This is a genomic window from Vibrio fluminensis, from assembly GCF_015278125.1.
Taxonomy (GTDB): domain Bacteria; phylum Pseudomonadota; class Gammaproteobacteria; order Enterobacterales; family Vibrionaceae; genus Vibrio; species Vibrio fluminensis.
This window is the reverse complement of record NZ_JADILO010000021.1, coordinates 1-18,295: the sequence shown is the minus strand read 5'-3', so window position 1 is coordinate 18,295 and position 18,295 is coordinate 1. Positions and strand designations below refer to the sequence as shown.

At 43.6% G+C, this 18,295-nt stretch carries 16 protein-coding genes; 6 read left to right on the top strand and 10 right to left on the bottom strand.

What is annotated here, in order from left to right; genetic code table 11:
• The first annotated feature begins 42 nt into the window (after positions 1 to 42).
• The gene (locus IRQ95_RS14250) at positions 43 to 1,191 is read left to right on the top strand and encodes a mannitol-1-phosphate 5-dehydrogenase (RefSeq protein WP_194437551.1); all 1,149 of its coding nucleotides are present in this window, start codon (positions 43 to 45) and stop codon (positions 1,189 to 1,191) included.
• Between the two features lie 45 nt (positions 1,192 to 1,236).
• Positions 1,237 to 1,767, top strand: a complete 531-nt coding sequence (locus IRQ95_RS14245; protein ID WP_194437550.1) for an MltR family transcriptional regulator — start codon at positions 1,237 to 1,239, stop codon at positions 1,765 to 1,767.
• A 98-nt stretch (positions 1,768 to 1,865) separates the two neighbouring features.
• On the opposite strand, the gene IRQ95_RS14240 is transcribed toward IRQ95_RS14245, so the two are convergent.
• From IRQ95_RS14240 to IRQ95_RS14230, 3 genes are all read right to left on the bottom strand, one after another.
• On the bottom strand, positions 1,866 to 3,014 hold the full coding sequence (locus IRQ95_RS14240; RefSeq protein WP_194437549.1) for a porin: 1,149 nt from the start codon (positions 3,012 to 3,014) through the stop codon (positions 1,866 to 1,868).
• A gap of 912 nt (positions 3,015 to 3,926) precedes the next feature.
• Complete coding sequence (gene glmS, locus IRQ95_RS14235; RefSeq protein WP_194437548.1) at positions 3,927 to 5,759, bottom strand: glutamine--fructose-6-phosphate transaminase (isomerizing); 1,833 nt, start codon at positions 5,757 to 5,759, stop codon at positions 3,927 to 3,929.
• A 59-nt stretch (positions 5,760 to 5,818) separates the two neighbouring features.
• Positions 5,819 to 6,580 carry a DeoR/GlpR family DNA-binding transcription regulator gene (locus tag IRQ95_RS14230; RefSeq protein WP_194437547.1) on the bottom strand — a complete coding sequence of 254 codons (762 nt, stop codon included), beginning with the start codon at positions 6,578 to 6,580 and terminating at the stop codon, positions 5,819 to 5,821.
• Positions 6,581 to 7,044: 464 nt separating this feature from the next.
• Here IRQ95_RS14230 and pykF point away from each other — a divergent pair, with 464 nt between their 5' ends.
• The gene (pykF, locus tag IRQ95_RS14225; protein WP_075649585.1) at positions 7,045 to 8,457 is read left to right on the top strand and encodes a pyruvate kinase PykF; all 1,413 of its coding nucleotides are present in this window, start codon (positions 7,045 to 7,047) and stop codon (positions 8,455 to 8,457) included.
• Between the two features lie 169 nt (positions 8,458 to 8,626).
• Positions 8,627 to 9,286, top strand: coding sequence for a GntR family transcriptional regulator (locus tag IRQ95_RS14220; protein WP_194437546.1), 660 nt, complete (start codon positions 8,627 to 8,629; stop codon positions 9,284 to 9,286).
• A 25-nt stretch (positions 9,287 to 9,311) separates the two neighbouring features.
• Here IRQ95_RS14220 and IRQ95_RS14215 read toward each other — a convergent pair whose 3' ends face one another.
• On the bottom strand, positions 9,312 to 10,025 hold the full coding sequence (locus IRQ95_RS14215) for an oxidative stress defense protein (RefSeq protein ID WP_194437545.1): 714 nt from the start codon (positions 10,023 to 10,025) through the stop codon (positions 9,312 to 9,314).
• A 79-nt stretch (positions 10,026 to 10,104) separates the two neighbouring features.
• On the bottom strand, positions 10,105 to 11,001 hold the full coding sequence (locus IRQ95_RS14210) for a LysR family transcriptional regulator ArgP (RefSeq protein WP_194437544.1): 897 nt from the start codon (positions 10,999 to 11,001) through the stop codon (positions 10,105 to 10,107).
• Between the two features lie 122 nt (positions 11,002 to 11,123).
• Here IRQ95_RS14210 and IRQ95_RS14205 point away from each other — a divergent pair, with 122 nt between their 5' ends.
• Positions 11,124 to 11,756 carry a LysE family transporter gene (locus tag IRQ95_RS14205; protein WP_194437543.1) on the top strand — a complete coding sequence of 211 codons (633 nt, stop codon included), beginning with the start codon at positions 11,124 to 11,126 and terminating at the stop codon, positions 11,754 to 11,756.
• A gap of 78 nt (positions 11,757 to 11,834) precedes the next feature.
• Here the strand turns inward: IRQ95_RS14205 and mscS are convergent, their stop codons facing one another.
• The 4 genes from mscS to epd all read right to left on the bottom strand — a co-directional run bounded on the left by mscS (position 11,835) and on the right by epd (position 16,612).
• Positions 11,835 to 12,701, bottom strand: coding sequence for a small-conductance mechanosensitive channel MscS (gene mscS, locus IRQ95_RS14200; protein ID WP_194437542.1), 867 nt, complete (start codon positions 12,699 to 12,701; stop codon positions 11,835 to 11,837).
• 338 nt (positions 12,702 to 13,039) lie between these two features.
• The gene (fbaA, locus tag IRQ95_RS14195; RefSeq protein WP_194437541.1) at positions 13,040 to 14,116 is read right to left on the bottom strand and encodes a class II fructose-bisphosphate aldolase; all 1,077 of its coding nucleotides are present in this window, start codon (positions 14,114 to 14,116) and stop codon (positions 13,040 to 13,042) included.
• A 156-nt stretch (positions 14,117 to 14,272) separates the two neighbouring features.
• Positions 14,273 to 15,433, bottom strand: a complete 1,161-nt coding sequence (locus IRQ95_RS14190; RefSeq protein WP_194437540.1) for a phosphoglycerate kinase — start codon at positions 15,431 to 15,433, stop codon at positions 14,273 to 14,275.
• Between the two features lie 153 nt (positions 15,434 to 15,586).
• Positions 15,587 to 16,612 (bottom strand): erythrose-4-phosphate dehydrogenase, encoded by a 1,026-nt coding sequence (epd, locus tag IRQ95_RS14185; RefSeq protein WP_194437539.1) that lies wholly within the window; start codon positions 16,610 to 16,612, stop codon positions 15,587 to 15,589.
• Between the two features lie 221 nt (positions 16,613 to 16,833).
• Between epd and IRQ95_RS14180 the strand changes: the two genes are divergently transcribed.
• A complete protein-coding gene (locus IRQ95_RS14180; protein ID WP_194437538.1) occupies positions 16,834 to 17,070 on the top strand; it encodes a hypothetical protein in 237 nt (78 codons plus the stop codon).
• A 50-nt stretch (positions 17,071 to 17,120) separates the two neighbouring features.
• Here IRQ95_RS14180 and IRQ95_RS14175 read toward each other — a convergent pair.
• A partial coding sequence (locus IRQ95_RS14175; RefSeq protein WP_284438309.1) for a transketolase-like TK C-terminal-containing protein occupies positions 17,121 to 18,295 on the bottom strand: 1,175 nt, incomplete at its 5' end.

Below are 18,295 nucleotides of genomic sequence, written 5' to 3'. Positions count from 1 at the left end.
CCCCCTAAGCATGTCGTTAGTTAATTTATAGTAGGTAAGATTATGAAAAATGCAGTTCATTTTGGCGCAGGCAATATTGGTCGCGGTTTTATTGGTAAGCTACTCGCTGATGCCGATGTAGCAGTAACCTTTGCTGATGTTAACGAGCCGTTGGTCGATCAAATCAGCCATAAACAAGAATACAAAGTAAAGGTCGTCGGCTCTGAGTGCACTATCGACACGGTTACGCACGTTACAGCAGTGAACTCTGCGAGCGAAGATGTGATCAACCAAATCGTAAAAACCGATATGGTCACCACGGCAGTGGGTCCAAATGTTTTAGACATTATTGCCAAAACTATCGCTAAGGGGATTGAGAAACGCCTCGCCTCTGGCAATATCAAACCGCTCAATATTATCGCCTGTGAGAATATGGTACGTGGTACCACTCACCTTAAAGGTGAAGTCTACAAATACTTAGATGAGCAACTTCATCCACAAGTAGATGAGCTAGTGGGCTTTGTTGACTCAGCGGTTGACCGCATCGTACCACCAGCGGATGCTGCCAACGATGATCCACTGGAAGTGACGGTGGAAAGCTTTAGCGAGTGGATTGTTGATGAACAGCAGTTTAAAGGTGAGATTCCAGAAATTAACGGCATGGAAAAGACCGATAATTTAATGGCGTTTGTCGAGCGTAAACTGTTTACTCTCAACACCGGTCACTGCATTACAGCGTATTTGGGTAATCTAAAAGGACACCGCACCATACGTGAAGCTATTGAAGATCCTGAAATTCACGCTGAAGTAAAACAAGCCATGTTTGAAAGTGGTGAGGTACTGATTCGTCGCTATGGCTTTGACCGCGAATTTCATGCTGCGTATATCGACAAAATCCTCTCTCGCTTTGCCAATCCCTACTTGGTCGACGAAGTGGATCGTGTTGGACGCCAACCAATTCGCAAATTAGGCGCAAATGATAGATTAATTAAACCATTACTGGGTACAATTGAGTATGGTGTTGAAAATAAAACACTTTTAAAAGGTATCGCCGCGGCACTGAAATACACAAGTGACAGTGACCCGCAAGCCATTGAGCTCCAAACGGCTTTACAGCAACAGGGCGTTAAGAAAACTTTAGCACACTACACTGGCTTAGATAAAAACAGTGCTGAAGTCGCTCAAATTGACTCGCTATACCAACAACTATAACAACCAGGGGAGCTCGGCTCCCCCCATTAATTTTTAGATCAGTATATGGCAAATAGAATCAACGAAACCGAGATTATAGAACGGCTGAACAGCGCAGCTTCCGTGCGCGGATTCTTTGTTGCCGCTGTGGATGTATTTAACGACTCAATTGACGCGTTAATACAGCGTATTTTCCGCAAAGATAACTTCGCCGTGCAGTCGGTTGTCGGTCCGTTATTGCAAGATTCAGGACCATTAGGTGACCTATCGGTACGTTTAAAGCTTCTCTATGGATTAGGTGTATTACCTGACGATGTCTATCACGATATCGATAGCATCATTAAGCTCAAGCACAAACTCAACAGTGAAGAAAAGGATTTTGCTTTTACTGACCCGAAGATTTTGGAAGCCATCAAACAGCTGCATTTGGTCAATAAAATGAGCATGGTGCAATTGGAGGTCAGTGAACCTGACGATGATATCGATCTTGAGTTTTACCAGCTGCAACTACAACGACAACAACAAATAATAAAATCTGGGTTGTCATTGGCGATCGTTGGTATCTGCGATGAACTCAACAAAGAGAGCCCATTTTAAGTTTGTTTAACCATCGAAACCGCTACTTAGACACGGTTCTGAAACTAACTTATCTCAAAGAGTAAAATGGGTCTCATTGAGACCCATTTTTTAAGTGGTTAGAACGCGTAAATTACAGTGACACCAGAAATCGTATCATCTTGGTCACCAGCACCTAAAGCTTCTTCTTCTACTTTTCTCACTTCTCCCGAAATGATGAAGTTAGGCGCAGCGTGGTAGCTTAAACCCATCGAATAGATGCTACGCTCACCTTTAGTATCCGCAGTGTCACCATCAAAATCTACGTTTGATAGGTAAACGTACGGACGAAGACCTATAGCGAAGTAGTACTCTGCATAGATATCCATACCGGTTGCATCAGCATAGTTATTCTTTTTACCAGGGACGTCAAAACCATAGCCTAGATAGTCCGTCTCATGCGCTTTAGTACCATCAGTATAAGCGGCAGTCACTTTAAACGCTTCGTATGAATACTTAACTGCGAGAGTCGTAAGTTTTTGTTCATCACTCGGGTCAAGATTCAATAGAGGGGTGCCCTCAGTCGTCTCAACCTTGTTAACCAAATGTGTCGCACCAATGCTTAGACCAAAATCAAAATCATAGCTGGCTGCAAATGCATAGTTTGATGTACGTGCAATCTTGTTGTCAGGATCTGCGTTATCACCGCTTGGCGCAGTCAGAGAACCTGGTCCATTTTCTTCAAACCCATATTGCGCCGAAATATTTAAATTTTCAAAGCTATTACGGTAAGTAACTAGATCATCACCACGTGCGGTACCCATAAAACCACCGTCTTTAGTGTCACTAAAGATTGGCGTTGCATCTGGATCGAATACAATCAAGTTATCCATATAGCCAGCCACATCATGGTAGGCAGAGTACTGTTTACCAAAACGCAAGCTACCGTACTCTTCATGATGCACTGAGAAGTAACCTAAACGGGTACGGAATTGATCGCCTGAACCAGATACGCCTTCTGTAGGAGCGCTGGTTAAGTTATCCCATTCAAACTTCACATCGCCAGACCAACCATTACCAAATTGGTGAGCAATACCAAAGCCTAGTGTACTGCGACTGGTATTGAAGTCATGATCATCAAAGAATTGTACTGGTTGCCAGTAATCCATTAAAAATGCACCAGAGATATCGACACTGGTCGTGTCATTTTTAAACACATTTACAGCAAACGCTTGGCTTGATACCACTAAGCTAGATAATAAAATAACTTTCTTATTATTAAATTTCATTTCACGCTCCAATATTGGATATAGTTATTCTACCCATCCATATAGGTGGGTTATTTTAGGCAGTAGAGTTCGAACTAAAGTTAATTAGATTAAATAATCTTAATTAATGTACTCTTTAGATATAAATGGCAATGGAGTTTATAAAGAGTAATTAAAATAAATTTTGTAAATCATGAGGATCCCATAGCAAGTGATGCTAGGGGTATACCCAAACAACTTGGAGGTGTAGGTAGGCGACCAAGGAACAAAGCCTCTGAGCATAGATGTACTATGTAATGAGGTTTGTGAGTGCCAATCAGCACCGCTACAACTTCAAGTGGGACGAGTATAAAAGACTAGATATGACGGCAAGATGGTAGGATAGAAAGTTTAAAATCAAAGGTATACCAAGCTCTGTAACCCTTTAACCCTAATCGCCTTGATTTGAATATAGACTTCATTTTTCTCACTACTAATTAAAATTAATCCGACCGAGCAATAATCAAACAAAAAACTTATTAATCGAATAGAATTAATAGTTAAGTGTGATCCTTATCTTTTCACTAAAATTAAAACATTCTATTTATCACAGTTTTATCAAAGCACATATTCAACAAGACACAGGATATATTTTTATTGTTTAGACAAGTTTTAATAAACACTTTAGGCAATAAAATATTTTGATAATTAAATTAATATAATTTTAATATCATTTTAACGGCCATAATTTGCAACTATCATTTGCAACTAAATCTCCCTGTTGTTCAATATGTTCAACCGAATGAAAACTATCAACAAAATCAAAAAACTAGACGCAGCTTTTCGCAGAGCAACACGTCTAAACGCTGACGTTACAACGGTTTCGATACAACAAAAAAACCTCCACAGACACAACATCAGTGGAGGCTTAAACTAATTTAATTCGGTGAAATATTATTCTACGGTAACCGCTTTCGCTAAGTTACGAGGTTGGTCTACGTCAGTACCTTTAATCAAAGCAACATAGTAAGAAAGTAACTGCATTGGAATGGTGTAGTAGATTGGCGCAGTAATGTCGCTGACGTGTGGCATAGTGATGATCTTCATCGTTTCATCTGCCGCAAAGCCCGCATTCGCATCGGCAAATACATACAAAAGACCACCGCGCGCGCGTACCTCTTCTATATTCGACTTCAACTTCTCAAGTAAATCGTTACTTGGTGCAACGACCACGACTGGCATATCGGCATCAATCAGTGCTAACGGGCCATGCTTCAGCTCACCCGCTGCGTAGGCTTCAGCGTGAATGTAAGAGATCTCTTTTAACTTAAGTGATGCTTCCATCGCAATTGGGTAAAACTCTCCGCGACCAAGGAAAAGCGTGTGGTGCTTATCGGCAAAATCTTCAGCGAGTGCTTCAATCTCTTTCTCGAGCGACAAAGCTTGGTTAATTTGATTTGGCAGTGCATGCAGTGCTTCAACAATCTCACTCTCACGAGATTGATCAATACGACCTTGCTGCTTGCCTAATGCCGTTACCAGCATCAGCAACGCTGACAATTGGGTAGTAAAGGCTTTGGTTGACGCCACACCAATTTCTACACCGGCACGAGTCATAAAGGCAAAATCAGATTCACGTACCAAAGATGAACCCGCCACGTTACAGATGGTCATTGCTGCCATGTAGCCTTTTTCTTTCGCCAAGCGCAGCGCCGCAAGTGTATCGGCGGTTTCACCTGATTGCGATAAGGTGATCAACAAGCTATTTGGACGAGTCACAAACTTGCGGTAACGGAACTCAGAAGCGATTTCGACATCACAGCTCACCCCTGCGATATCTTCAAACCAGTAGCGTGCCACCATGCCCGCATTGTAAGAAGTACCACAGGCAACAATCTGCACGTGCTCTACTTTATCTAAAATTTCAACAGCTTTAACACCAATCGCATTGGTAACGACTGAATCGACAGTAAGGCGTCCTTCCATAGTATTGATCAACGCGGTTGGTTGCTCATAAATCTCTTTTTGCATGAAGTGACGATATTTACCTTTATCACCCGCATCATGCTCTGCATTGGATTCGATAATCTCACGCTCTACTTGCTCACCATTTTGAGTAAAGACGTTTACTTCACGACGAGTGATTTCTGCCACATCTCCCTCTTCGAGGTACATAAAGCGACGTGTCACATTAAGCAGTGCAAGTTGGTCTGATGCTAAGAAGTTCTCACCAACACCAAAGCCCACGACAATCGGACTGCCCGAGCGAGCCACGACTAAACGGCTTGGATCTCTACGATCCATCACAACAGTACCATAAGCGCCTTCAAGCTGCTTCGCGGTGTTTTGCAGCGCTTCAAGAAGCGACGAAGCGGAACGCAGCTCCCACTCAACCAAGTGCGCAATCACTTCAGTGTCTGTCTGAGACTCAAACACATAACCGCGCTCACGCAGCACTGCGCGTAGCTCTTCATGGTTTTCGATAATGCCGTTATGTACCACGGTGATATCACCTGAAATATGTGGATGAGCATTAATTTCAGAAGGCTCTCCATGAGTCGCCCAGCGAGTATGTGCAATACCAGTGCCGCCAGAAACTTGCGCGCTTTCTACCGCGTCCGCGAGCTCTTTCACTTTGCCCAAACGGCGCAGACGAGTCAGATTAGACTGGCTATCGACCACCGCCACCCCTGCCGAGTCATAGCCACGATATTCTAAGCGTTTAAGTCCTTCGACCAGAATTTCTGCTACATCTCGTTGCGCTACGGCACCTACGATTCCGCACATAAAGTTTCTCCGATTTTTTATGTTTCCAAAGGGCAGCAAGCAAAGGCCCTAAATTTTATTTACGCAAGAATGACTCTTACGCCCTGTGATTCAATTTGTTGCTGGTACTCTGGCGAGAGATCTTGGTTGGTAATCAAGACATCGATCGCATCCCAGCTAAGTTCTAAGTTAGGGATCTTACGCGCCACTTTTTCAGACTCGACCATGACGATCACTTCACGCGACACTTCCGCCATGACCTTACTTAGTCCAACAAGTTCATTAAACGTGGTCGTTCCGCGTTCTAGGTCTACGCCGTCAGCGCCGATAAACAACTGATCAAAGTCATACGATCGTAGTACACTTTCAGCGACCTGACCCTGGAAGGACTCTGAATGCGCGTCCCAAGTACCGCCAGTCATCAGCAAATGTGGCTCACTTTCCAGTTCATTAAGCGCATTGGCGACACTTAGAGAGTTAGTCATTACCACTAAACCACGTTTAGCATTTAGCTGTTGGATCAATGCCGTTGTCGTACTGCCACTGTCGATAACAATACGATTGTGATCTCGGATTAACTCTGCAGCGGCTATTGCTAACTCAATCTTACGAACCGAAACTTTTCCATTCAATTCTTCACTGACAACTTCCGAAGGGAGCGCAATTGCACCACCATAACGGCGCAATAATTGACCGTTTTTCTCTAATGAAGCGAGATCCTTTCTAATTGTGACTTCTGAGGTTTCAAATTTGATCGAAAGCTCTTCGACACTGACCTCACCTTTAGTATTCACCAAGGCTGAAATCGCGTGTCTTCTTAGTTGTGTGTTTCGTTTTGACATTAGCTGGCTGACATTAAGTTTCGATTCGTAATTTATTATAGTCATTTCGAAACTTATTCGTCCATTTATTTTGAAGCAAAAAATTAATATTTAGAGAGAAAACCTTGTCCTAAGACAATTCTTAAGCAGTGATATTGATTTGATTCGGTGGTAGAATTCGCAACCGAAAAGAAAAAAAATTACAGAATTCGGCAATTTTTTTGCAATCAAAGGTGGGTAAAGTGGTGAAAATCGCAAAAAAACCCGCTTTTATGAAGTCAGAATGGTCATAAAATGACTAAATTCGATAAAAGACTTTCAAAACTGGAGCAAATACAGAAGGCGTAACTACACTGATTACTTACAGGCACAAAATGTAATGATCAGCGCTTGCTTCAGGAGCGGAAGTGTTCGGCATAACGCCGACACTTTCAGAAACTAGGTTTGAAATTGTAACTATATTTATTTACCGGAGAGTATCTTCCATGAAAAAGACCAAAATCGTATGTACGATTGGCCCTAAAACTGAATCAGTAGAGAAGCTAACTGAACTTGTAAACGCTGGCATGAACGTAATGCGTCTAAACTTCTCTCACGGTGACTACGCTGAACACGGCACTCGTATCGATAACTTCCGTAAAGTAATGGAAGTAACTGGTAAGCAACTAGCTATCCTTCTAGATACTAAAGGTCCAGAAATCCGTACTATCAAACTAGAAGGCGGTAACGACGTTGATCTAGTAGCTGGTCAAGAATTCACTTTCACAACTGATACTTCAGTTGTAGGTAACAAAGAAACTGTAGCAGTAACTTACGCAGGTTTCGCACAAGACCTTTCTGCAGGTAACACTATCCTAGTAGACGACGGTCTAATCGAGATGGAAGTTATCTCTACGACTGACACTGAAGTTAAGTGTAAAGTTCTTAACAACGGTGCACTAGGTGAAAACAAAGGTGTGAACCTTCCTGGCGTTTCTGTTCAACTTCCAGCTCTATCTGAAAAAGATAAGAACGACCTTAAATTCGGCTGTGAGCAAGGCGTTGACTTCGTTGCAGCATCTTTCATCCGTAAAGCATCTGACGTTAAAGAGATCCGTGAGATCCTAACGGCTAACGGCGGTGCAGATATCCAAATCATCTCTAAGATCGAAAACCAAGAAGGTGTTGATAACTTCGATGAGATCCTAGAGCTTTCTGACGGTATCATGGTTGCTCGTGGTGACCTAGGTGTTGAAATCCCAGCTGAAGAAGTAATCTTCGCTCAGAAGATGATGATCGAGAAATGTAACCGTGCACGTAAAGTAGTTATCACTGCTACTCAAATGCTAGATTCTATGATCAACAACCCACGCCCAACTCGCGCAGAAGCGGGTGACGTTGCGAACGCAATCATGGACGGTACTGACGCAGTGATGCTTTCTGGTGAAACGGCTAAAGGTAAGTACCCAGTTGAAGCGGTATCTATCATGGCTCAAATCGCGAACCGCACTGACTCTGCTCTAAAAGCTGAGCTAGGTTCTCGTCTAGACAGCCCACGTCTACGCATCACTGAAGCAGTATGTAAAGGCGCGGTAGACACTGCTGAGAAACTAGCAGCTCCACTAATCATCGTTGCAACTGAAGGCGGTAAATCTGCTCGTTCAGTACGTAAGTACTTCCCAACAGCAAGCATCGTTGCACTAACAACTAACCCTAAGACTGCGGCACAGCTAGTTCTTACTAAAGGTGTTCGTCCAGTTCTTGTTGATTCTATCGACAGCACTGATGATTTCTACAAAAACGGTAAAGAGTACGCTCTAACTTCTGGTTTTGGTAAGAAAGGCGACATCGTAGTTATGGTTTCTGGTGCTCTAGTAGCTTCTGGTACAACTAACACTGCATCTGTACACGTTTTATAATTTTAAAATGTACAGTGACAAATAAACAAAAAGGGGGCTATGCCCCCTTTTTTTATATACCTGCTTGCCACCCTATTCACCTCGCTGTATATTCGCGCGAAAGTACTCCGTACCGTTAAATCAGATTCAAGGTTGAAGTAGCTCTGATTGCTATAGCGAGGATTGTATAGTGCCAAGTCCAACATTAACTGATAAAGTCGCTAAGATGATTCGTCACGACATCTTAGTCGGAAATTTTGCTCCAAGTGAAAAGCTCGTTGTCGCTGATCTTAAGACCCGATATGACGTAGGTGCATCGCCAATACGCGAAGCACTGGTTCAGCTTTCTTGGTCTAAATTTGTGGTAGTAGAACCTCAAAAAGGCTGTTGGGTAGCACCCATTTCAGCCGATGAACTCACTGACCTGCATGACAGTTTACGTGTGATCACTCCTGTATTACTCAAACAAGCCATTGCATATGGTGATGAAAGCTGGGAGCTTGAATTGCTTACGGCTTACCATAAGCTATCTCGCATGAAAACAATGCAAGATGAGTATGAATGGCTAGAGTGGCAGAACCGCCTGTGTCATTTCCATCACTGTCTACTGAATGCAGCCAGCTCAAAGATCATGCTTTCTTTCTTTACTGAATTGCTGACTCAGCTACAACGTTATCAGTTCCATGCGATTAATAACGGCTTGAACATCTGCAATCTCAATGCTGATGAATACGAATCTATCGTGAAGTGCGTACTGGCTAAAGATACCGACAATGCGGTACAGAAATACGAGCACTACGTATCTAATATGGTTCTACAGCTGGACCAAGCAGTTAGCCCAGCCGCATAACCTTAATTACTGTTCGGCTTGAGGATCACTCCTCAAGTCGATAAACCACATCCACTCTGTCACGAATCACTATGGTTGAATCCTGATAACCATTCGACTCTGATTTCATATCCATACTCATGGCGCGCATCAAAACTGGTCTCGTGCTCGGTGAGTTGTAATTAATCTGCCACACCTTACCTAAATCTTGTTCAAAGCCCTGAGCTAATGACTGCGCTTTTGCTTTAGCATCATTAATCGCCGCCATCCGTGCCTGTTGCTGATACTTGGCTTCATCTTTTACTTTCAGCGTAATGTTATCAACTTGGTTGATGCCTGAACTTAATGCAATATCAAGGTAACGATTAAGGTTTTCTAATTCGTCTACGGTTACCGTAATTGTGCGGCTCGCGCGATAACCGACTAACTCAGCCTGCCCTTTTTTCGGGTAGTGGTATTGAGGCGAGATGTAAAGGTTAGTGCTAGCAATATCATCAGCCGTCACCCCTTGCTTTTTCAGTTGAGCTAGAAAAGCGGCCACCGCTTTATCAACGCCCTGCTTAGCTTGTTCGGCAGTCATTGTGGTTTCAACCACTTGTACCGAAAACTCCGCCATATCTGGCTTAGCAACCACTTCACCGTACCCAGAAGTCGACAAATGTGGAAAGCTCAACTCATTTGCCATTGCGCCAAAACTTAAACTGGTTGAAAGTGCAATCACAGCCAAAGATAACTTATTCATCTCAATCACCTTATTCATATAGTTGACCAATACATAATAAGTAAATATCACTCGTTAACCAGCCAACTACGATGAAAATGACACAAAACTAACTGTGTCAACTTGGCAATATTTCTCGTGAATGACTTATGATCGCATCAGAGATCGCTTTGAGCAGACCGGTTTCAAGCTGCCAGTGATGCCAATAAATCCGTTGGGAAAGGAAGAAACCAGGGGTGATATCCACTAGAGCCCCCGTTGCCAATTCATCTTCAATTTGTAATTTGGGGATCAAGCAATAAGCCACACCGGACAACGCCAGTTTTACAAACGCCTCAGAGCTGCGCACGGTGTGCTTGAGAATGCTGCCTTTGGGCAAATTAAAATGCTGATGCAAGAAACGGTCGTTCATATCATCATGGTGATCAAACGCCAATGTAGGGGCTTTAAGTAGCGTTTCTCGGTTAACCCCACCAGCAAAGTACTGCTGATAAAATTCTGGGCTGGCGACACACAGATAATCGACTCGACCAAGGTAGTCCGCATCGCAACCTGGGATCGATTGGGACTCCAAGCTAATCGCCCCCGCCACTTCACCCCCTTTGAGCTTTTCTAACGTCCGTCCTTCATCATCAACCACTAAATTTAGCGCGACTCGTTCACGCTTTAGAAGCTGCGTTAATGCTGGAAGTAACCAAGTTGCCAAACTGTCCGCGTTGGTGGCTATAGATAATTCTAAAGGGGTAAAACTGGCATCATTGTGCAACTCAGGAACCAATTCGCTTTCAAGTAAGCGCACTCGACGATAAAGACCTAACAGCTTTTTACCGACAGGAGTCGGACGGGGTGGATGCTCACGAATCAGTGCGGGTTGAGCGAGAAATTTTTCGAGCTGCTTTATCCGCTGAGAGACAGCAGATTGTGAAATAAACAACTGCTCTGCCGCATGTTCAAAGCTGCCAAATTGCACTATTGCATCCAGTGCTTCTATCCATTTGTAATCTAAACCACGCATATCTTTTCCTTGCTGCACACTGTATAAGAAAAACTTATATTACATTAAAATCATTACATATACTTATTTTACTGTTGCCGTTATCTTCGCTGCAGATTTGATGTCACTTTGGAGAGGAAACAGTGAATTTTTGGGTGTTATTACAAGGGTTTGGGCTTGGTGCAACGATGATTATTCCCATTGGTGCTCAGAACGCGTATGTGCTTAACCAGGGCATTAAACGCCAGCATCATCTCACCACCGCGATTACCTGTAGCATTCTAGATACGATTTTTATTTCTCTCGGTATCTTTGGTGGTGGTGCGCTGCTGTCACAAAACGAATTGCTGCTCAATTTAGTGACACTCGGCGGTATTGCGTTTCTTTCGATTTATGGTGCTTTAGCGCTTAAAAGTGCTTTTCGCGATCCTGCGAAACAAGAGCAAGCCCAACATGTATTGGCTCGCGGTCGCCGCACAGTGATCTTAGGTGCAATGGCAGTGACCATTCTTAACCCGCACCTTTACTTAGATACAGTGGTGATTCTTGGCTCAATTGGCGGACAGTTTGAAGGACAAGATAGAATCTCCTTTGCGATTGGAACCATCATGGCGTCCTTTGCTTGGTTCTATACTTTGTCGATTGGCGCAGCAAAGTTAGGTCCAACACTGTCAAAGCCAAAAGTGAAAAAAGGCATCGATATATTGGTGGCGACCATGATGTTCACCATTGCGGCAGTATTAGCCAACGGATTGCTTGAAAAATACTGGTTTTAAGATTCATTGAGGTATAAAAAAGCGAGGCATTAATTGCCTCGCTTTTGCTATCTATTTTGCGTTATTTCAGAGAAATAATTACGCTTCCACCTTGTTGAGGTGAACATCCATTTGCGGAAATGGGATCTCGATGCCGTTCGCATCTAACGCCTCTTTGATTGCTTGGTTTGAATCAAAGTACACGTCCCAGTAATCAGCCGTCTTACACCATGGGCGAACCACGAAGTTTACTGATGAATCTGCTAGTGCTACCACACCAATTGTGATGTCGTGGTCTTTCAGGATACGCTCATCTTTTTCTAGAGCTTCTTGAATCACTTTCTTAGTCAGTTTTAGATCTGAGCTGTAAGAAACACCAATCGTTAGGTCTACACGACGCGTATCATGGCGCGAGTAGTTAGTAATTGGCGAGCCAATAACACCTGAGTTAGGCACTACAACCATTTTGTTGTCTGGTGTTTTTAGTACCGTTTGGAAAATTTGAATCGCTTCAACACTACCCGCTACGCCACCAACTTCAACATAGTCACCAGACTTGAATGGACGGAAACCTACAATCAGTACGCCTGCTGCAAAGTTAGAAAGTGAACCTTGTAGAGCAAGACCAATCGCTAGACCCGCTGCACCGATTACCGCTACCACAGAAGCAGTTTGAACACCGATTCGGCTTAGTGCTGCAATTAGAACGATTACAAATAGCGTGTAACGCACAATGCCATGGATAAACTCAACAACGGCTTTATCCATTTTCTTTTTATCAAGCATTTTGGCAACGCTATTCGCAACCATTTTCGCTACGATGTTACCAATGAATAAAATCAGTACCGCTGAGATGATATTAACCCCGTACTGAACCAAAAGGTCAGAGTTATCGGTTAACCAAACCTGAGCTTGAGAAAGGCCATCTACCAATGGAGCTTCGATCCCCGTTGACTCACCTGCCATATAATTTTCCTCTTAAAATACGCAGCGAATTTCGCTACGTGCTGCTTAAATAACGACAATATCCTTATCCACTTACTGAACGAATGTCAGTTTGCCGGCAAGATAGCTCAGAATGTTATTTTAGAAAAGTAAAGATTCTGCAAAGACAATCTAAAACAACAGCTTACTTACCTATTGTGGTACAGGCTCGTTAAAGCCTAATCATTCACGTAACATTTCGCCACATTTTTTTTGTGAATCGCGTCACTGTCTTAATTTATATACTGAAGTATCAATGTATTGATATAAAAAAACCCGCTCAATGAGCGGGTTTTCGAAAATACTAATTCAATTAAGAATTATAGTACGTCGATTGCGTTTAGGTCAGCGAAAGCTTTCTCTAGACGTGCAACCATTGACGCTTGGCCAGAACGTAGCCATACGCGTGGATCGTAGTACTTCTTGTTAGGAGCTGCTTCACCAGTAGGGTTACCGATTTGACCTTGTAGGTAATCACGGTTTTCAGCTTCGTAAGTACGGATACCATCCCAAGTTGCCCACTGTGTATCAGTATCGATGTTCATTTTGATAACACCGTAAGAGATAGACTCTTTGATTTCTGCTTCAGTTGAACCAGAACCACCGTGGAATACGAAGTTTAGAGCGTTTGGTGCAATACCAAATTTCTCTGCACAGTATGCTTGAGAATCACGTAGGATAGTTGGAGTCAGTACAACGTTACCCGCTTGGTAAACACCGTGTACGTTACCGAAAGATGCTGCGATAGTGAAACGGTGGCTGATTGGGCTTAGTTTCTCGTATGCGTATGCAACGTCTTCTGGAGAAGTGTATAGCTCAGACTGATCCATATCAGAGTTGTCTACGCCATCTTCTTCACCACCAGTACAACCTAGTTCAAATTCTAGAGTCATACCCATCTTTTCCATGCGCTCTAGGTACTTAGCACAGATTTCGATGTTTTCTTCTAGAGACTCTTCAGATAGGTCGATCATGTGAGAAGAGAATAGAGGCTTACCAGTTTGAGCGAAGAACTCTTCACCCGCATCTAGTAGACCGTCGATCCAAGGAAGCAGTTTCATTGCTGCGTGGTCAGTGTGAAGAATTACAGGTACACCGTAAGACTCAGCTACAGCGTGTACGTATTTTGCACCCGCTACAGCGCCAAGAATTTGAGCTTCTTGACCTTCTAGTTTTAGACCTTTACCGCAGAAGAAAGCAGCACCGCCGTTAGAGAACTGAACAACAACAGGAGCTTTAACTTTTGCTGCAGCTTCTAGTACGCCATTGATTGAGTCAGTGTTAACTACGTTAACTGCTGGAAGTGCAAAGTTGTTCTCTTTAGCAACTTCAAATACTTTCTGAACGTCATCACCAGAGATTACACCTGGTTTTACGAAATCGAAGATCTTAGACATGGGATGTAGTCCTATTTATCTGTCGTTTTAAAAATTAAAACTTACTAATTTAAAATTTTGCAAACGTTTGCTCACAACTCAAGCTATTCTATCAGAGAATATTGTGACATGCAGCAAACAACAGAGCGGGAGATTACTCTCCCGCTCTTTTAATTCTTACTTTGCGCGTGCTTCTAGCATTTCAACAGCTGGAAGTACTTTACCTTCAACGAATTCAAGGAAAGCGCCGCCGCCAGTAGAGATGTATGATACGTCAGCTTTGATACCGAACTTGTCGATTGCTGCTAGTGTGTCACCACCACCTGCTACAGAGAAACCTGCAGACTTAGCGATTGCTTCAGAGATACCTTTCGTACCCGCTTCGAAGTTCTTGAACTCGAATACGCCTACAGGGCCGTTCCAAAGGATAGTTTTCGCGTTTGCGATGATTTCAGCTAGAGCTGCAGTTGAATCTGGACCTAGGTCGAAGATCATGTCGTCATCTTGAACGTCAGCAACGTTTTTGATTTCAGCTTCTGCGTTTTCATCGAATGCTTTTGCACAAGCAACGTCAGTTGCAACTGGAATTGCACACTCTTTCATTAGTTTTTGTGCCGTTTCAACTAGGTCCGCTTCGTATAGAGACTTGCCTACATTGTGGCCTTCAGCTGCAATGAATGTGTTCGCGATACCACCACCAACAACAAGTTGGTCAGCGATTTTAGATAGCGACTCAAGAACAGTCAGTTTAGTAGAAACTTTTGAACCACCAACGATAGCCACTAGTGGACGCTCTGGGTTGCTCATTGCTTTACCTAGTGCTTCTAGTTCAGCAGCAAGTAGAGGACCTGCACACGCTACGTCAGCAAACATACCCACGCCGTGAGTTGAAGCTTGCGCACGGTGAGCTGTACCGAATGCATCCATTACGAATACGTCACATAGTGATGCGTATTTCTTAGATAGCTCTTCTTCGTTCTTCTTCTCGCCTTTGTTAAAGCGAACGTTTTCAAGAACAACAAGTTCACCAGCATTTAGCTCTAGACCATCTAGGTAATCTTTCGCTAGTTTAACTTCGCAGTCTAGTGCGTCGTTTAGGTAGTTAACTACAGGTTGTAGAGAGAACTCTTCTGCATATTCACCTTCAGTTGGGCGACCTAGGTGAGAAGTAACCATCACTTTCGCGCCTGCTTCTAGGCATAGTTTGATAGTTGGAAGTGATGCGATGATACGTGCATCTGAAGTTACTTTACCGTCTTTTACTGGCACGTTAAGGTCAGCACGGATGAATACACGTTTACCTGCTAGATCCAGGTCAGTCATCTTGATTACAGACATGATTTGTCCTCTCAAATATTAAATAAAGTTTTTTGACAACTCGGCAACCCTGCCAAGCCTGTGAATTCTTTAATCTGTTAACGAATATGGAGATCGTCATAATTTATTTCAAGGGTGGAAATAAATTATTTCTCCATATCCGTTAAGGGCTCTCTATTTCGCTGCCTGCATCGCTAATGCCGTATCCAGCATGCGGTTGGCAAAGCCCCATTCGTTATCACACCACACCAGCATTTTCACTAACTGACCATTGCTTACCCTTGTCTGGGTACCATCAACAATGGCGCTGTGCGGATCATGATTGAAGTCCACCGAAACCAGTGGTGCTTCAGTATAGTCAACAATATTACGTAATGTACACTGAGAAGCGTTAATAATGGTTTGATTTACGTCATTAACTTTCACATTTGTACTAATTGTGACACTTAAATCCATTGCTGTAACGTTTACCGTCGGTACCCTTACAGAAATTGCCTCAAATTTGTTAGAAAATTTCGGGAAGATCCTTTCAATACCCTGATGCAATTTGGTATCAACCGGAATGATTGATTGACTTGCCGCGCGAGTTCGACGCAGATCGGTATGATAAGCGTCGATCACTTGCTGATCATTCATTGATGAATGAATCGTCGTAATGGTGCCAGAATCAATGCCAAAGGCATCATCCAATACTTTAATGATCGGCACGATACAGTTAGTGGTACAAGAGCCATTGGAAACAATGGTCTGTTCTGCGGTTAAAGTTTCATGGTTAACACCGTAGATAATGGTGTTATCAAGATCATTATCACCGGGATGGGAGAACAAGACCTTCTTCGCCCCCGCTTCAATATGGGCTAAACCGTCAGCTCGACATCCATACACACCGGTACAGTCGAAAACGATATCGACATCCAGATCTCGCCAAGGAAGTAATTTTATTTCATTTAGATGTAGGATACGCACGGCATCTTGATCGCCGTTGTCGTGATTTATGTAGAGATGTTCTTGATCATGGCTAATGCGCTTGCCGAATCGACCGTGGCTAGTGTCGTACTGAAGTAGATGTGCCATAGCTTCTGGCTGGGCTAATTCATTGACTGCTACCACTTTGATCTGTTGATGCCTGCCGCTTTCATATATCGCGCGTAAGACATTCCGACCGATTCGTCCAAACCCGTTGATCGCAACTTTCAGCATAGTTCCATCGCCTTTATTATATGTGTTCTATCGGTTACCGATGGTACTCGATATCCCCCCTATAAGCAGCAAAAGAGTGACATATTACGCAGCGCCTCGCTGTACACTTATGTAATCCTTGATGCCATTAACAATTTACACTTTCTCACTGCTAACATCCCAAATAGTGTTGAACAACCTTTGGCTCTTTTTCTACAGTTTACCAACCAGAGGGAAAGGTTATGATGTCATATCCAGCGTCACACTATTGCAAGAAATGTCAGTCAGATACGCCACATAGTGAAATTTTGGCTCGTAAACCTAGCAGTTACGATACGGACACTTCACTGATGGGCCGTATTAAGTTATTCGCACACACTTTTGTTAATGGTGGCGAATATCACGATATGGATCGCTACGTTGAGTGTAAAGTTTGTGGTCAGAAAGAACTGGACAATAAAGGTAGCGAGTTTGAATAGACATAAAAAAACCGAGCAAAATCGCTCGGTTTTTCATTTTTAATCTTTGCTTACGCCAGTAGGTCGTTAGCAGTATTCACTACGTTTTCTACGGTAAAGCCAAACATTTCGAATAGCTGGTCTGCTGGCGCAGACTCACCGAACGTTGTCATACCGATGATGCGACCATCAAAGCCAACATACTTGTACCAGAAGTCCGCAATACCAGCTTCAATCGCAATACGTGCAGTCACATCTGATGGCAGTACTGATTCACGGTAAGCTGCATCTTGCTTATCAAATGCATCCGTAGCAGGCATAGATACGACGCGTACTGCTTTACCCGCTGCGGTTAGCTCTTCTGCCGCTTTCACTGCAAGTTCAACTTCAGAACCTGTCGCGATTAGGATTAGCTCAGGTTTACCTGCGCAATCTTTAAGGATGTAACCACCCTTAGCGATGTCAGCCACTTGCTCAGCAGAGCGTGGTTGCTGCGCTAGGTTTTGACGCGAGAAGATAAGTGCCGATGGACCATCTTTACGCTCAATCGCCAGTTTCCACGCGACTGCTGACTCAACTTGGTCACATGGGCGCCATGTGCTCATGTTTGGTGTTAGACGTAGAGACGCGATTTGCTCAACAGGTTGGTGAGTTGGACCATCTTCGCCAAGACCGATAGAGTCGTGCGTGTACACTTGGATGTTCTGAACTTTCATCAGTGCAGCCATGCGCATCGCGTTACGTGCGTATTCCATAAACATTAGGAAAGTTGCACCATAAGGAACAAAACCGCCGTGTAGCGCGATACCGTTCATGATAGCCGTCATACCGAACTCACGTACACCGTAGTGAATGTAGTTACCAGAGAAGTCAGTTGCTTCTAGAGACTTAGAACCCGACCACATGGTTAGGTTAGACGGCGCTAGGTCAGCAGAGCCGCCCATGAATTCTGGTAGCATTTGACCAAATGCTTCTAGTGCATTTTGCGATGCTTTACGTGATGCAATGTTCGCTGGGTTTGCTTGAAGGTCAGCAATGATTTGGTTCGCTTTCTCTTCCCATTCAGCAGGCAATTCGCCATTTAAACGACGCTTAAGCTCTGCCGCTTCTGCTGGGTATGCTGCTGCGTAAGCATCGAACTTCGCGTCCCAAGCCGCTTCTTTATCTGCGCCTGCCGCTTTTGCATCCCACTGCGCGTACACGTCAGCAGGGATTTCAAATGCAGGGTGTTCCCAACCAAGGAATT